This is a genomic window from Flavobacterium hydrophilum (assembly GCF_003202405.1).
In the GTDB taxonomy this organism is placed as follows: domain Bacteria; phylum Bacteroidota; class Bacteroidia; order Flavobacteriales; family Flavobacteriaceae; genus Flavobacterium; species Flavobacterium hydrophilum.
Map to the genome: position 1 here is coordinate 791,710 of NZ_QJHL01000001.1, position 15,878 is coordinate 807,587.

Below are 15,878 nucleotides of genomic sequence, written 5' to 3' on the forward strand. Positions count from 1 at the left end.
TTCAAATAAAAAATTACACAATAACAGTGTAAAATAAAACTTAGGTACTACAAGTTACTAAATTAATTGCGAAAGCACCAGCTTTTTGGCTCCTAAGATTTATCCTCGTTTGATTTTTGGGTTATTCAGATATTTAATTTCAAAAGATTTTATCAAAAATTTGATGTGATTTATAGCAACAAAATAGTGCTATAAAAAAACCTCCAAATCGATGAATTTGGAGGCTCATTACTAAAATAGAATAACTGTTTTTCTATCAAATCATTTTTAAATTTTCATTCAGTTTTGCTTACTCGCTTCTAAATATTTTATGATTTCTATGCAGGCATTTTTACTGGTAAAACCAAATTTTTCATCCAAAATATTGGCAGGAGCGGAGTAACCAAAGTGATCCAGTCCGAAAACTTTTCCGCGGCTTCCGGCAAGATTTTCCAGGTTAACAGGAAGCCCGGCTGTCAAACCGAAAACCAGTCCGTTTGCTGGAATAACACTTTCCTGATATTCTTTTGGCTGTGACCTGAAAAGGCCTTCAGAAATTATAGAAGCTACGTTTATTTTTATTTTAATGCTGCTTTCTAATTCGGCTGCTGCTTCAATAAGAGTAGCTACTTCAGATCCATTGGCGATTAAGGTGATATCTGGATTTTCAGTAGTTTTTACAAGATAACCGCCTTTTTTTGCATTAGATGCTTCTTCGAATCTTGAAGTTCCTAAAGTTGGAATGTCTGTAATATTTTGTCTGGAAAGAATTAATGCGGTTGGTGTTTTTTTGTTTTCCAATGCCATTTGCCAGGCAACCGAAGTTTCAATTGCATCTGCTGGTCGTAAAGCTAATAAACTTTGATCTCCGGAGTGATTTTTTATTTTTTCTAATAATCGAATCTGAGCTTCCTGTTCAATTGGCTGATGCGTTGGTCCGTCTTCTCCTACGCGGAAGGAATCATGTGTCCAGACATATTTAACCGGCAGTTCCTGAATAGCTGCAAGACGAATAGCAGGTTTCATATAATCAGAAAACACAAAAAAGGTTGCTACAACGGGAATGACGCCACCATGAAGGGCTATTCCGTTAGCAATTGCCGCCATGGTAAGTTCTGCAACTCCAGCCTGAAGGAATCCACCACTAAAATCATCTTTTTTCAGTACCGATGATTTTTTTAAGAAACCATCTGTTTTGTCACTATTGGATAAATCAGCAGAAGAAACGATCATGTTTTCTACATTTTCAGCTAGATATCCCAAAACTGCTGCCGAAGCATCACGTGTAGCTGAATTGGCCTTTTGCGCTATCGAACCGAAATCCAGTTCCGGCAGATCACCATTAAAAAACTGTTGGATTTTTTTTGCCAATGCAGGGTTTTGCTTTTCCCAGGCAGTAATTTTTGTTTTTCTCTCTGCTGCTTCTGCTGTTTTTCTTGCTAAGACATTTTTGTAATGCGCAGCAACGTCTTCGTAAACAGCAAATGAATCATCCGGGTTTGCTCCTAAATTGAGTAATGTTGATTTAAAACATGCTTTTGTTGCTCCAATCGGTTTTCCGTGCAGTTCACATTGTCCTTCGTACATTGCTCCATCAGCGGTTACACATCCTTTACCCATAATAGTTCTTCCGATAATCAGTGTCGGTCTTTCCAATTCTGCATGAGCAGCATTCAGGGCAGAACGAATATGAGTATGACTATGGCCATCGATGGTGATAACTTTCCATCCCCAGGATTCATATTTCATAGCGGTATTTTCAGTCGTAACTTCATCGGTCATTGATGAAAGCTGTACATCATTTGAATCATAAAACATGATAAAATTATTCAGTCCCAAATGTCCGGCAATACGTCCTGCACCCTGAGAGATTTCTTCCTGAACACCTCCGTCTGTTATGAATCCGTAAATTTTATGATTGAATAAATTATCAAATCTGGCCGATAGAAACTTTGCTGCAATGGCTGCACCCACACCCATTACATGCCCCTGACCCAAAGGGCCTGACGTATTTTCTATACCTCTTTTTACATCAATTTCCGGATGTCCGGGGGTTACGGATCCCCATTGCCTGAAATTCTCCAGATCTGTTTTTTCATAATTTCCCAACAAATGATACTGGGCATACATCAAAGCCGAAAGATGTCCCGCATCCATAAAAAAACGATCCCTGAAAATCCACTGCATGTCCGTTGGATCGTATTTTAAATATTCGGTATAAAGAATATGCATAAAATCGGCTCCTCCCATAGATCCGCCGGGATGGCCTGAATTCGCTTTTTCTACCATTGAAATGGCTAATGCTCTAATATTATCTGCTGATAATTGGTCTATTGTCTTGTTCATTTTTTTGTTAATTAATTGTAATCCTGAGTTATTATGAAATAGTAGGTTTGTTATTTGTCTATTTGGATAATCTGGGTTACTATATTGTTTTTTATTTCATTTTTTTCATCCGGCTGGCAGCCTCCAATAGCAAGTTTAATTTTGCCGGAAAATTGTTTTAGGTTTCCTTCTGCAGTAATTGAGGAGAGATCTTCAGGAGAAAGTATAAAGGTGATCGTTTTGCTTTCACCGGATTTTAAATGAAGTCTTTCAAATCCTTTTAGGCTTTTTAAAGGTGATTTTATGGATTGATTTTGGTTGACGATATACAATTGAGCCACTTCTTCACCTTCCATTTTTCCGGTATTGGTTATTCTTACTGAAACAGAAACAGGCTGTCCTTTTTTTATTTTTGAAGCAACTTTTAACTGGTCGTATTTAAATGAAGTATAACTAAGTCCATACCCGAAGCCATAAAGAGGTTCGCCTTTAAAATAACGATACGTTTTATTATCCATGCTGTAATCCACAAAAGAAGGCAAGTCTGAATCGCTCTTATAAAAAGTAACAGGAAGTCTTCCGGCAGGATTATAATCTCCGAAAAGTATATCTGAGACAGCACTTCCTGAGGCCTGACCTCCATACCAGGCGTTGAGTATTGCCGGAATATTTTCTGCTTCCCACGGGATGGCTATCGCGCTCCCGGTCATCATGACAAAAACTACCGGTTTTCCGGAAACTTTTAAAGCTTTCATAAGCTCGGTCTGGATTTTTGGAAGAAGTATAGAAGTACGGTCACCACCGGTAAAGCCCGGAAAGTTAACAGGCATTTCTTCGCCTTCCAGCTGAGGGGATATTCCACCAACATAAATAAAGGCATCGGCATCTTTATTGTTATCGACTATTTTTTTGAAATCAGTTTTTTCAAAATTACCGGTATTTAATGCTACGTTTGCTTTTCCTTCACCCTGCCAGTATTCTAAAACTAACTTATAAACGGTATTTTTTTTAGTAATTAGTTTAAAAGTTTTTTCTCCCCATCTGTTCTTGTCCCATGCATTTATAACTTCTTTTCCGTCTATTAAAAAGCGATATCCATCATCTGCACTGATTTCAAAAGTAATGGAGCCATCCTGTTCTGCTGTAAAGTTGGTGGTATAACGTGCAGAAAAACGGTTTGCTTTAATAGTTTTAACAACTACTTCGCCTTCCTGCCAGAAGTTATTGACCTCTGATTCTGTCCTTATAGCTTCAGGCTTTCCGGACAGGTCTTTATTGTTGTAATACTCTGCTTTAAAACCTTCTTTCCCTTCATAAGCATATTGATTTTTAAGATTCTGATATACTAATAAAGTATCATTGGTAAAGTTGATTGCTTTTTCATAGAAAACTTCAGTATTGGCACCTACTTTTTCTTTAATGCCTTGTAAAACTGTTGTTAGCTTACTGGGAGTTCCGTTGTAATTTCCTAAAATGGATATGGAGTTATCTGCGTTAGGACCAAGAACTACAATCTTTTTCAGGTTTTTGTTCAGGGGCAGTATATTTTTTTCATTCCGAAGCAAAACCATGGATTGCCTTGCCATTTTTAAGGCATGTTGTTGATGTTGAGTGCTTTCTAAAACTGAGTCAGGAGTTTGTGCATATTTTACCATTTCAACAGGATCAAACATCCCAAGTCTGAAACGAATCATAAAAAGACGTTTTACTGAAATATCAATCTGTTCCTCGCTGATTTTTCCATTTTTTACAGCCTGAACCAAAGCTTTGTATGCATCAGTACCACAGTCAATATCTGTTCCGTGAAAAACAGCATCTGCCGAAGCAGATTCAGCATCTGGATGTGTTTTATGATTTTTGAAAAAATCATCGATTGCCCAGCAGTCAGAGGTGACATAACCATTAAATTTCCATTGATTTCGTAAAATATCCGTCATTAAAATATCACTTGCACAACACGGCTGTGTTCTAAAGGCATTATAAGCACACATAACGCCGGCTACTTTAGACTCGGTTATTAGTTTTTTAAATGCAGGAAGATAGGTATCCCAAAGTTCATAAGGGGTGACATCAACATCAAAAGTATGTCTCAAAGATTCAGGTCCGCTGTGTACGGCATAATGTTTGGCACATGCAGCAGCTTTTAAATATTTAGAGTCATCTCCCTGTAAGCCTTTAACAAAGGAATCTCCCAAAACGCTCGTCAAATACGGATCTTCTCCATAAGTTTCCTGTCCGCGTCCCCAGCGTGGGTCACGAAAAATATTAATGTTTGGTGTCCAGTAGGTGAGTCCTAAATAGCGTTCATTGGTGCGGCCTGATTCAACAGCTTTATTATAAATGGCTCTTCCTTCAAGTGCTGAATAATCGGCCATTTTAAAAAGTGAATTTTTATCAAATGTTGCCGCCATGGCTATTGCCTGAGGATAAACTGTCGTTTTAAAAGGAGTTCTGGCAACACCATGTAAAGTTTCATTCCACCAGTCATAGGCGGGTATTGCGAGTCTGGGAATTGCTGGTGATGAATTTAGCATCTGTGATACTTTTTCTTCCAATGTTAATTGGCCAACCAGATCATTTACCCGTTCTTCAAAGGTTAATTTGGTATTTTGAAAAAGGAATCTATCTGCTTTTTCTTGTCCTGAACAATAACATGAAATGATCATTACAATTATATGTATGATTTTTTTTGTTTTCATTATGCTTAAGTTTTAGTAAATGCTTTAATTTTATTTTAGCTCATATTAGACAACCGATTGTGTAAAGAAATAACTTTTTTTTATAATAAAAAAATTATGTTGAATCAGATGTTTTGAAAAATAATAATTTACTATGTAGATGAGTTGTATTTTCAGAATAATTCTTATAATATCCTAAATAGATGCAGAATCGGTTGTTATATCATTAAAATAAGTACTTTTACAGATTTAGTACTTTAATTCATGGAAGAACACAGACACGTAACGATTTATGATATTGCAGAAAAACTGAATCTCGCGGCATCAACAATTTCACGGGCTCTAAAAGATCATCACAGTATCAGTGACAAGACAATAAAAAAAGTAAAGCAGACAGCGAAAGAAATGGGTTTTGTTCCTAACACTTTGGCAGCAGGTCTTCGTGGTAATGTTACAAAAACCATTGGAATTTTGATTCCAACAGTCACACAGCCATTTTTATCATCTCTGATCAGTGGTATTGAGATTGCTGCTCAAAAATCTGATTATTCAGTCATTATTATGCAGTCCCATGATTCATATCAGATGGAGGTTGATTTGGCTAAATCTTTATACAGTAACCGTGTAAGCGGGGTTATCTGCTCTCTGGCAATGGAAACCAGAGATACTTCACATTTTAAACAATTTTCCAATAATAACATTCCATTAGTATTTGTTGACAGGGTTCCTAAAGATTACGATACTTTTCGGGTGGTAATCAATAATTATTTAGCGGGTTATAAAGCCACTAAACACCTTATAGAACAGGGGTGTAAAAGAATTGCACATTTGACTGCGGTGTCAGAATTTGGTAATCTTTACAATGAGAGAAAAAGAGGTTATATAGACGCTTTAATAGAGCATGACATTCCAGTACAGGATAATTTGATTATTAGTTTAAAAGAAATGACTTATGAAGCAGGAGTAAAGGCTTGTAATCAATTATTTGATTTGAAAACTGCCCCTGACGGGCTTTTTGCTCCAGGTGATATTCTTGCGGTAAGTGCTGTGCAGACTGCCAAAAAGAGAGGAATTAAAGTCCCTGATCAGTTTGCCGTAATAGGCTTTAATAATGATCCTATCTCAGAAATAATTGAACCTAATATTTCTACTATAACCCATCCCGCTGAGAAAATGGGTAAAGCTGCTGCAGAATTAATTATCAAAAATTTAAAATCTGTTAAGGAAGAAGATGCTAAAGAAATTACATTTTTAAATACACAAGTACTAATACGGGAATCATCGAGGAAGATATAGTACTTTTTTGAATATTTATTAACCTGCTAATGACTTTGTATTAGCAGGTTTTTTTATTATAATTAACATGCTCTTTATGATATCAACAGTGAGTTTTTTTATGGTTAATATTTGCCATTAATGATAAAAAAAACGATTTTTATTTTTTTATTACCTATTTTTTGTATTTTAGCACAACCGATTGCGAATTTAAAAATATTTTTAATAATGTATTTTTTTGGCAATTATTTTATTAAAAATACTGTTTTTGATAAAATTAGTATCTGTATTGACTTAAAATATAAAACAAGAAGAAAATGCCACATATAAAAAAGACTTTTTTCAGATTTATCATTTTATTTTTTGGAGTTATGTGTCCGGCATTAGCTCAAAAGGATTACAAATTATGGCTGCAATATGAAAAGAAAACCGATTTGAAAATGATTTCAGGTTATCTGTCAAATATTAAAGGAATAGTAGTGTTAGAAAACACAGAAACATTGAAAATTGCTAAAAATGAATTACAGACGGCTTTGATCAATATGTTAGGCAGCAAAATTCAGACTGTAACAAAATTAGAAGGAGACAATAAAATAATTGTAGGTTCAAAATTGGCATTAAGTCCTGAAATTATAAAATTAATTGGTTCTGATTTCGAAAAGATAAATGAAGAAGGTTTTATTATAAAATCAGTTTCTATAAAGAGTAAAAATCATATTGTCATTACAGGAAAAAAAGATGTTGGAGTTTTATATGGCGTTTATGGCTTTTTGAGATTGATTCAGATAAATCAATCAATACAGAATCTAAACATTATTGATACGCCTAAAACCAATATCAGAATTTTAAATCACTGGGATAATTTAGATCGTACTGTCGAACGTGGTTATGCCGGTTTCTCTTTGTGGAACTGGCAAAAACTGCCTGATTTTATTGATCAGCGATATATAGATTATGCGAGGGCAAATGCATCGATTGGAATAAACGGAACAGTTTTGACGAATGTAAATGCAAATGCCTTAATCTTAACACCACAATATTTAGAGAAAGTTGAAGCTTTAGCTAACGTATTCAGGCCATACGGAATAAAAGTGTATTTAACAGCCCGTTTTTCAGCACCTATTGAAATTGGAGGTTTAAAAACGGCTGATCCAAAAGATGCTGATGTAGTGAATTGGTGGAAAAATAAGGCGAAAGAAATCTATAAAAGAATTCCGGATTTTGGTGGATTTTTGGTAAAAGCAAACTCGGAAGGACAGCCCGGGCCACAGAATTATGGAAGAGATCATGTTGATGGAGCAAATATGCTGGCCGATGCAGTAGCACCTTTTGGAGGTGTAATTATGTGGAGAGCATTTGTATATTCAGAACATGATGCCAATGACAGAGCTAAACAAGCTTATGCCGAATTTGTTCCCTATGATGGAAAATTTAAAGATAATGTGATTGTTCAGGTAAAAAATGGAGCGATCGATTTTCAGCCCCGTGAACCTTTTCATCCTATGTTTGGTGCTATGCCTAAAACGCCTTTGATGATGGAGTTTCAAATTACGCAGGAATATTTAGGTTTTAGTACACATTTGGTTTTTCTTCCTAAATTATTTCAGGAAGTTTTAGAAGCTGATACTTATCAAAAAGGAAAAGGAACAACGGTTGCTAAAGTGATTGATGGGACTTTAACTAAAACAAAACTGACGGGAATTGCCGGAGTTTCCAATATTGGAAATGATTTGAACTGGACCGGACATCCCTTTGCGCAGGCGAATTGGTATGGCTTTGGAAGACTGGCATGGAACCCAGGTTTAGATTCAGAAGTTATTGCTGATGAATGGTTAAGATGTACATTTTCGAACGATGAAAATTTCATTAAACCGATTACAGCAATGATGATTGAATCACGTGAAGCTGTTGTCAATTATATGACGCCTCTTGGTTTACATCATATTATGGATACAGGACACCATTACGGTCCGGGTCCATGGGTTTCTAATTTGTCAAGGCCGGAATGGAATCCGGTATATTATCACAAAGCAGATAAAAACGGAATTGGCTTTGACCGCTCTAAAACCGGAACAAATGCTACAGCGCAATATGCTCCGGAAATAGAAAAGCTATTTGATAATGTAGAAACCTGTCCTGAAAAAGATTTATTGTGGTTTCATCATCTTGACTGGAATTATAAATTAAAGAATGGTCAAACGCTTTGGAATGGCTTGGCTTTAAAGTATCAGGAGGGAGTTGATCAGGTAAAAAATATGCAAAATACCTGGAATAAAACCGAAAAATATGTTGATGAGGAGCGTTTCAAAGAAGTTCAGATGTTATTAGAAATTCAATATAAAGAAGCAAAATGGTGGCGGGATGCGTGTTTGCTTTATTTTCAACAATATTCAGGTAAAGAATTGCCGGTTGGAGTGGAGAAGGCTACTCAATCTTTAGATTATTTTAAATCACTAAAATTCCCTTTTGCACCGGGAAATTAAATTAAAAAATATGAGTTCAAAAACAGCGATCGTAACCGGAGGGAACTCTGGATTAGGTTTTGCAACAGCAAAGAAATTATGTGATAACGGAATTAAAACCTATATAATTGGAAGATCAAAAGATAAAACAGAAGATGCCTGCAAAGAGATTGGACCAAATGCATTTCCGGTTATTTATGATTTAAATGATCTTGCAGGAATTCCGGCTATGATTGCCGAATTAATTAAAGAGAATCCAATCGATATTTTGGTAAATAATGCGGGAATCAATCTTAAAAAAGAGTTTTGGGATGTGACCGATGAAGATTTTTTATCTGTAATTCATACCAATCTTTTAAGTGTTTTTGCAGTAAGTAAAGCTGTTGTAAAAAACATGAAAGAAAACAATGGCGGAAGTATCATCAATATTAGTTCTATGGCTTCACAATACGGCATTCCAAAAGTAATAGCCTATTCTGCAAGTAAAGGTGCAATCGAATCGATGACAAGGGCAATGGCGGTAGAATTAGCCTCTTTCGGAATTCGTGTTAATTGTATTGCGCCCGGATTCATCAAAACAAAAATGTCTTCTACAGCGCTTGATAATGATCTCGAAAGAAAAAATAAAGTGCTGGGGAGAACGCCAATGGGATTTCTGGGAGAACCATCGGATATTGCTGATGCGGTTTACTATTTCGCTTTAAGCGAATCAAAATATACAACCGGAACTATTTTGCCTGTTGATGGCGGAAATAGTATTGGTTTTTAATAGTTCGCAAAGTAACAAAGTGACAAAGCAGTAAGTAAAAAAGTAGTAAGTAAAAAAGTAGTAAGTAAAAAAGTAGTGAAGTTTTTGTTTTAAAACCATAGATTAAAGGATTAAAATCTGCTGGATCTGCAAAATCTGCGTGAAACAAAAAAAATAACATATTTGCGAGATTAAAAGAATACACTATGATAAAAATGAAACAAACCATGCGTTGGTTTGGTCCTCAGGATACTGTTACTTTAATTGATATAAAACAGGCTGGTGCAACCGGAATTGTAACGGCTTTGCATCAAATTCCGGTTGGGGAAATCTGGACAATAGAAAATATTAAAGAAAGGAAGCAAATTATCAGAGAGGCAGGATTAGAATGGGTTGTTGTAGAAAGTCTGCCGGTTCATGAAGAGATAAAACGCGCATCTGGAAATTATTTACAATACATTGAAAACTATAAAATCAGTTTAAAAAATTTGGCTGATTGTGGGATTAAAATAATCACTTATAATTTTATGCCCATTTTAGACTGGGTTCGCACAGATCATAATTTTATTAATGAAGACGGTAGCAGGGCGCTGTTATACAATCAGCTGGCTTTTACTTATTTCGATGTCTTTCTGCTGAAAAGGCCCAATGCTGAAAATGATTATTCTGATGATGAAAAAGCAAATGCGCTGCAATTCGGAAATAAACTTTCTGAAGAAGAGCAAGCATTACTTTTTAAAAATGTTCTATTAGGATTGCCGGGCAGTAAAATCAATTTTACTGCAGAACAGATTCTATCGCTTTTAAATAATTATGCTGAAATTGATAATAATAAACTAAGAAAAAACCTGATTTATTTTTTATCAGAAATAACTCCGGTTGCGGATGAATGTGGTTCTAAATTGGCAATACATCCCGATGATCCGCCGTTTTCGGTTTTAGGTTTGCCCCGAATTGTTTCGACAGAAAAAGATATTAAAACGATTTTTGAAGCCGTGCCTTCACATGCAAATGGGCTTTGTTATTGCACAGGATCACTCGGTGTAGATTCAAAAAATAATCTGGAAAAAATCATTGATGATTTCGGAGACCGAATCCATTTTTTGCATCTTCGGAATACTTTCCACGAAAGTGAGAATATTTTTAGAGAATCCGCACATTTAGAAGGTGATACTAAGATGGAAGTCATTGTAGAAAAACTGCTTTTATTGATGAATAAAAGAAATGTGAGTTTGCCAATGCGTCCGGATCATGGTTTTTTGCATGCTGTGGATGAAAAAAAAGAAACGTATCCTGGCTATTCTTTGACAGGAAGACTAAAAGGCCTGTCTGAACTCAGGGGACTTGAAATGGGGATTGCCTATAAATTAAAGTAATTGCTGTAAATTTAAATATAAGTAATAAAATCAATCGGAGAACTTAAAAATAACTATCAACTTTAAACCAATAAGAATGAAATTAATTAATCACTATTTACTGCTTTTGCCTCTGATAATTTTGAGCAGCTGTAATGCAAAAAAAGAAACAACTGCTATTTCATTGAAAGACAGTTATAAAAAAGATTTTTATATCGGAACTGCTTTAGATGCGAATCAAATTGAAGAAAAAAATGCCAAAGAAGATTCTTTAATCAAAAAAGAGTTTAATGCTATAACGGCAGAAAATATCATGAAGTCAATGTTTGTGCATCCTGCAAAAGACAAATATGATTTTGCGTTGTCTGATAAGTTTGTTGCCTATGGCGAGAAGAATAAAATGTTTATTCATGGTCATACTTTAATATGGCATAGTCAGCTGGCTCCCTGGATGACTGAAATTAAAGATAGTACAGAAATGAAAGCTTTTATGAAAGACCATATTACGACAATTGTTTCTAAATATAAAGGAAGAATTGATTCGTGGGATGTTGTAAATGAGGCTTTGAATGAAGATGGAACCTTAAGAAAATCGGTCTTTTTTAATACACTTGGAGAGCAATATCTCGTTGACGCTTTTAAATTTGCTGCTGCCGCTGATCCAAAAGTTGATTTGTATTATAATGATTACAATAATGAAGAGCCTTCCAAAAGAGAAGGAAATATTAATTTGATCAAAAAAATCAAAGCCGGGGGAGGGAAGATCGATGGAGTAGGAATTCAGGCCCACTGGCGATTAGAGAGTCCTTCTATTGAGACGATTGAAGAAAGTATTTTGGCCTATTCTGCGTTGGGTTTAAAAGTTGCCTTTACAGAATTAGATATTACCGTTTTACCAAATCCCTGGGATTTAAAAGGTGCCGATGTCAACCAAAATTTTGAAGGGAGTGCTAAAATGAATCCGTATCCGGAAAAACTTCCCGATTCTGTTCAGGTGAAACTGGCTGAACGTTATGCTTCTATTTTTAAACTGTTTGTGAAACATAAAGATAAAATCAGCCGCGTAACATTTTGGGGAGTTCATGACGGACAGTCCTGGTTAAATGACTGGCCAATAAGAGGAAGGACAAATTACCCGTTATTATTTGATAAAGACTTAAAACCTAAAAAAGCATACCAAAGTGTAATGAAGTTAAAAGAAACAAAAGAATAATTTTTCGATAGATTTTTAATAATTACATACAGATTATGATGTCTAAGATAAATTTTAAAAATAAATTTTGAGCTTAAAAAAGGAAGCACTATTATATATGATAGCCATAGAAGGTTAGCATTTGCAGCATTTTTTAAAATATTTTTGAAAGTGAATTTAGCATAATATAGTTATTATAATTTGATTTTTTATATCTTGATTTGTGAAGAATCTTTACTATTATTTATCCGCAATTAATAATAGTAAAGATTGCATATTTATTAAGCAATTTATAACAAAAAAACTCCTTTATATGTAAAATATAAAGGAGTTTTTTTGTTTGGTATAAAAGCAACCGATTGTATTTGTTTTTATTTACTTAAAATTTGAATTTAAAGACATTTTCTGCAATTTTATTACTATGCAACCAATTGTCTTAGCTTTGAACTCTAAATTTTAACAATATTTTACCTTTTAATTTTGTTGTTTTTAGAAAAAAGTAAATATTTATGGTTTGTTTAGTTAATCAATAAATTCTACTACAAATTATTATTTTTGAAAGAGGATTTGTATATATAAATGAATATTTTTCATTTATTTAATATTTATATTGCGTACAATGTTTTTTATTTGTGAATTATTATTAATTATCTAAAAAAAAAATTAAACAACCGATTGTGTGTTAATTGTTTTTTTCTACATTTGTTTCAAATACACTTATTGACTCAACCAAAATCAATTTTAATTATTTAAATCAATTTTTATGACTAACTATTTTGTTGCAATTAAATCGAAGCATTTGAAATGCTTTTGTTTTTTGATCTTAATGTTTGGCTTATCACTCAGTGCGGGTGCGCAAACGAAAGTCAAAGGAACGGTATCGGATTCAAATGGTCCTATTCCCGGAGCTAATGTAAATTTAAAAGGTACTAAAACGGGTGTAAGTACCGGTTTTGATGGTACTTACTCTATTGATGTTCCCTCAAACGGAGTACTAGTTTTTAGCTTTATCGGGCTAAAAAGCAAAGAGGTAGCGGTAAATGGGCAAACCCAAATTAATGTGAAGCTTGAAGAAGAATCAGGCGTTTTAAAAGAAGTTGTTGTTATTGGATATGGTACGCAAAGAAAAGAAGCGGTAACCGGATCTGTAGCTTCTCTTGGAGGAAAAGAACTTAATGAAGTACAATCTGCTAACGTAACACAAGCGTTACAGGGTAGACTGGCGGGTGTTGAACTAACACAGACTTCAACAAAACCAGGTGCGTCTATGCAAATTCGTATACGTGGAACCAGATCGCTTACAGGGGATAATAATCCGTTAATTGTACTTGATGGAGTTCCTTTTGGAGGAGAGATAGGAGACATTAATCCGGTTGATATCAAATCTGTTGATGTTTTAAAGGATGCTTCTGCAACGGCTATTTACGGTTCAAGAGGTGCAAATGGTGTTATATTGATTACAACGAACAAAGGACGTAAAAATCAAAAAGCAACATTTACTTACAATGGATTTACTGGTATCAAGCAGGTTTTCGGTAAATATGATATGATGGATAGTGCTAAGTTTGCAGCTCTTCGTGATTATTCAACTTTATATACAGATGGTGTTGATGAATCCAGAGATACCAATACAGACTGGCAGGATTTGCTCTATGGTTCTGGTGAAATGATTAGTCATGATGTGAGTGTTTCAGGAGGTACTGAGCGTGGTTCATACAATGCAGGTTTGGGGTATTATAAGGAAGAGTCTGTTTTGCCTGGTCAAAAATATGAGCGTTTCAGCCTTAGAGGAGGTTTAGATCAGCAGATTGGAAAAATTTTCCGTATGGGATTTACCACTAATAGTAATTATGCTGTTACAAATGGCGATAATATTGGTACAGGAACTATTTTAGGAACGTCACCTTTAGCAAATCCATATAATGCAGACGGATCTCTGAAAAGAACAGTTAGAATGGGAGCTGACGAAAATTGGGTGTATACAAGAAATACTATTGAAGGCTTAGGAGAATCTTATGTAAACCAAACCAGAGCTTTTAGTTCTTATAATAATATTTTTGCAGAGGTAAAAATACCAGGAGTTGAAGGTTTAAAATATCGCATGAACGGCGGATTGAATTTTCGTACTTCTAACAGTGGCTATTATGAAGGATATGGTGTATTTGATGTAAATCCAACAACGATTTCAAATGCAGCTATTGGCAACTCATTGTCAACTCAATGGCTTATTGAAAATTTATTGACTTATGATAAAACTTTCGCTGATAAACACACCATCAATTTTGTTGGATTGTATTCAAATGAACAGCGTACAAGTAACAGTTCTCGTATAACAAGAAACGGAATTACTTCTGATGCATTTCAGTTTTACAATTTAGGGCAGAGTGAAGAAGAGGCAGTTATTAGACCTGAGGAGCAGGATTATACGCAATGGGGACTTACTTCCTATATGGCCAGATTGATGTATTCATATGATAATAAATATTTTATTTCCGGAACAGTTCGTTCAGATGGTTCTTCAAGACTTGCACCAGGTAATAAATGGTTTACTTATCCAGCAATATCTGCAGGTTGGACAGTTTCAAATGAATCTTTTATGAAAAAGCTTTCCTGGGTTAATTTGGTAAAATTACGTGCCGGTTATGGTACAACTTCTAATCAGGCTGTAGCTCCGTATTCTACTTTAGGCGCATTGGGTACAAGACCTTATAATTTTGGAAGTACAAACTCAACGGGGGTGTATGTTACACAAGCTCCTAATCCGAATTTAGGGTGGGAATTCTCTACAACCTGGAATTATGGATTAGACTTTGGATTCTTTAATAATCGTTTATCTGGTACAATTGAATATTACACAACACATACAACCGATGTTCTGCAAAGTGTTAATCTACCGCCAACAGGAGGTGTGAGCAGTTATATTGGAAATGTTGGAGAGACTGAGAATAAAGGTTTTGAAATAGCATTAAACGGAGTAATTCTTGATAACCCAAAAGGACTTACCTGGACAGTTGGTTTTAACTTATATGCCAATGATAATAAGTTAGTAAAACTTGCTTCAGGAGCTCAAAGAGATGAAGGGAACTCTTGGTTTGTAGGTCATAATATCAATTCTATCTATGATTATCAAAAAGTGGGTATCTGGCAGGAGGGTGATCCTTACATGTCCATATATGAGCCTGGACCAACAGGTATTAACCAACAAGGAACTGTAGTAGGATCTATTAAAGTGAAATATACAGGCGATTTTAATCCGGATGGTTCGCCAACACGTGCAATTAATGCAAGTGACAGACAAATTATAGATACTGACCCTGATTTTCAGGGAGGTTTCAATACAAATTTAACTTATAAAGGTTTCGATTTTTCTGCTGTTGGTGCATTTAAAAGCGGAGGTGTGTTAATAAGTACACTTTATGGAGGTGCAAGTTATCTTAATCTTCTAAACGGCCGTAGAAGTAATGTTGACGTAGATTACTGGACACCGGACAACAGAGATGCTGAATTTCCTAATCCAAGAGGTATCAGAAGCGGGGATAACCCAAAATATATGTCAACAATGGGATATTTTGATGCATCGTATGTAAAAATCAGAGCGCTAACATTAGGTTACACATTAGATCAGCAATTTATGAGAGATTTAGGGATTGAAAAGCTTAGACTTTATGTTACGGCACAAAATCCTTTTGTATTATTTTCTCCATACCATAAAAAATCTGGAATGGATCCGGAAACAAATTCATTAGGAGATGAAAATCAGGCTGTAGCTTCATACAACAGAAGATTTTTGGTTATTGGAACAAACACACCTTCAACCAGAAATTATTTATTCGGACTTAATTTAACATTTTAATCAGGAACAAC

8 protein-coding genes are annotated in these 15,878 nt (G+C 35.0%); 6 read left to right on the plus strand and 2 right to left on the minus strand.

The genetic code is table 11. The features are described 5' to 3' along the window. Window positions 1–279: 279 nt before the first annotated feature. Both DMB68_RS03295 and DMB68_RS03300 read right to left on the minus strand, forming a co-directional pair. Window positions 280–2,325, minus strand: coding sequence for a transketolase family protein (locus tag DMB68_RS03295; RefSeq protein WP_110345234.1), 2,046 nt, complete (start codon window positions 2,323–2,325; stop codon window positions 280–282). Window positions 2,326–2,375: 50 nt separating this feature from the next. Then, on the minus strand, window positions 2,376–5,003 hold the full coding sequence (locus tag DMB68_RS03300; RefSeq protein WP_110345235.1) for a glycoside hydrolase family 3 protein: 2,628 nt from the start codon (window positions 5,001–5,003) through the stop codon (window positions 2,376–2,378). Between the two features lie 243 nt (window positions 5,004–5,246). Here DMB68_RS03300 and DMB68_RS03305 point away from each other — a divergent pair, with 243 nt between their 5' ends. From DMB68_RS03305 to DMB68_RS03335, 6 genes are all read left to right on the plus strand, one after another. Next, window positions 5,247–6,278: a LacI family DNA-binding transcriptional regulator gene (locus DMB68_RS03305; RefSeq protein WP_110345236.1), complete on the plus strand. Its 1,032-nt coding sequence runs from the start codon at window positions 5,247–5,249 to the stop codon at window positions 6,276–6,278. A gap of 296 nt (window positions 6,279–6,574) precedes the next feature. Continuing rightward, window positions 6,575–8,740 (plus strand): alpha-glucuronidase family glycosyl hydrolase, encoded by a 2,166-nt coding sequence (locus tag DMB68_RS03315; protein WP_394335916.1) that lies wholly within the window; start codon window positions 6,575–6,577, stop codon window positions 8,738–8,740. Between the two features lie 10 nt (window positions 8,741–8,750). Continuing rightward, on the plus strand, window positions 8,751–9,488 hold the full coding sequence (locus tag DMB68_RS03320; protein WP_110345238.1) for an SDR family NAD(P)-dependent oxidoreductase: 738 nt from the start codon (window positions 8,751–8,753) through the stop codon (window positions 9,486–9,488). Window positions 9,489–9,682: 194 nt separating this feature from the next. After that, window positions 9,683–10,843: a mannonate dehydratase gene (gene uxuA / locus DMB68_RS03325; protein ID WP_110346332.1), complete on the plus strand. Its 1,161-nt coding sequence runs from the start codon at window positions 9,683–9,685 to the stop codon at window positions 10,841–10,843. Between the two features lie 76 nt (window positions 10,844–10,919). Then, window positions 10,920–12,035 carry an endo-1,4-beta-xylanase gene (locus tag DMB68_RS03330; RefSeq protein ID WP_110345239.1) on the plus strand — a complete coding sequence of 372 codons (1,116 nt, stop codon included), beginning with the start codon at window positions 10,920–10,922 and terminating at the stop codon, window positions 12,033–12,035. A 742-nt stretch (window positions 12,036–12,777) separates the two neighbouring features. Further along, window positions 12,778–15,867, plus strand: a complete 3,090-nt coding sequence (locus DMB68_RS03335) for a SusC/RagA family TonB-linked outer membrane protein (RefSeq protein WP_110345240.1) — start codon at window positions 12,778–12,780, stop codon at window positions 15,865–15,867. Window positions 15,868–15,878 lie beyond the last annotated feature (11 nt).

What these genes read in the sequence shown, in the direction of transcription:
- DMB68_RS03335 (WP_110345240.1), top strand. Translation starts at nt 12,778, where the DNA reads ATGACTAACTATTTTGTTGCAATTAAATCGAAGCATTTGAAATGCTTT.
- DMB68_RS03320 (WP_110345238.1), top strand. Translation starts at nt 8,751, where the DNA reads ATGAGTTCAAAAACAGCGATCGTAACCGGAGGGAACTCTGGATTAGGT.
- DMB68_RS03295 (WP_110345234.1), bottom strand. Translation starts at nt 2,325, where the DNA reads ATGAACAAGACAATAGACCAATTATCAGCAGATAATATTAGAGCATTA.
- uxuA (WP_110346332.1), top strand. Translation starts at nt 9,683, where the DNA reads ATGAAACAAACCATGCGTTGGTTTGGTCCTCAGGATACTGTTACTTTA.
- DMB68_RS03330 (WP_110345239.1), top strand. Translation starts at nt 10,920, where the DNA reads ATGAAATTAATTAATCACTATTTACTGCTTTTGCCTCTGATAATTTTG.
- DMB68_RS03305 (WP_110345236.1), top strand. Translation starts at nt 5,247, where the DNA reads ATGGAAGAACACAGACACGTAACGATTTATGATATTGCAGAAAAACTG.
- DMB68_RS03315 (WP_394335916.1), top strand. Translation starts at nt 6,575, where the DNA reads ATGCCACATATAAAAAAGACTTTTTTCAGATTTATCATTTTATTTTTT.
- DMB68_RS03300 (WP_110345235.1), bottom strand. Translation starts at nt 5,003, where the DNA reads ATGAAAACAAAAAAAATCATACATATAATTGTAATGATCATTTCATGT.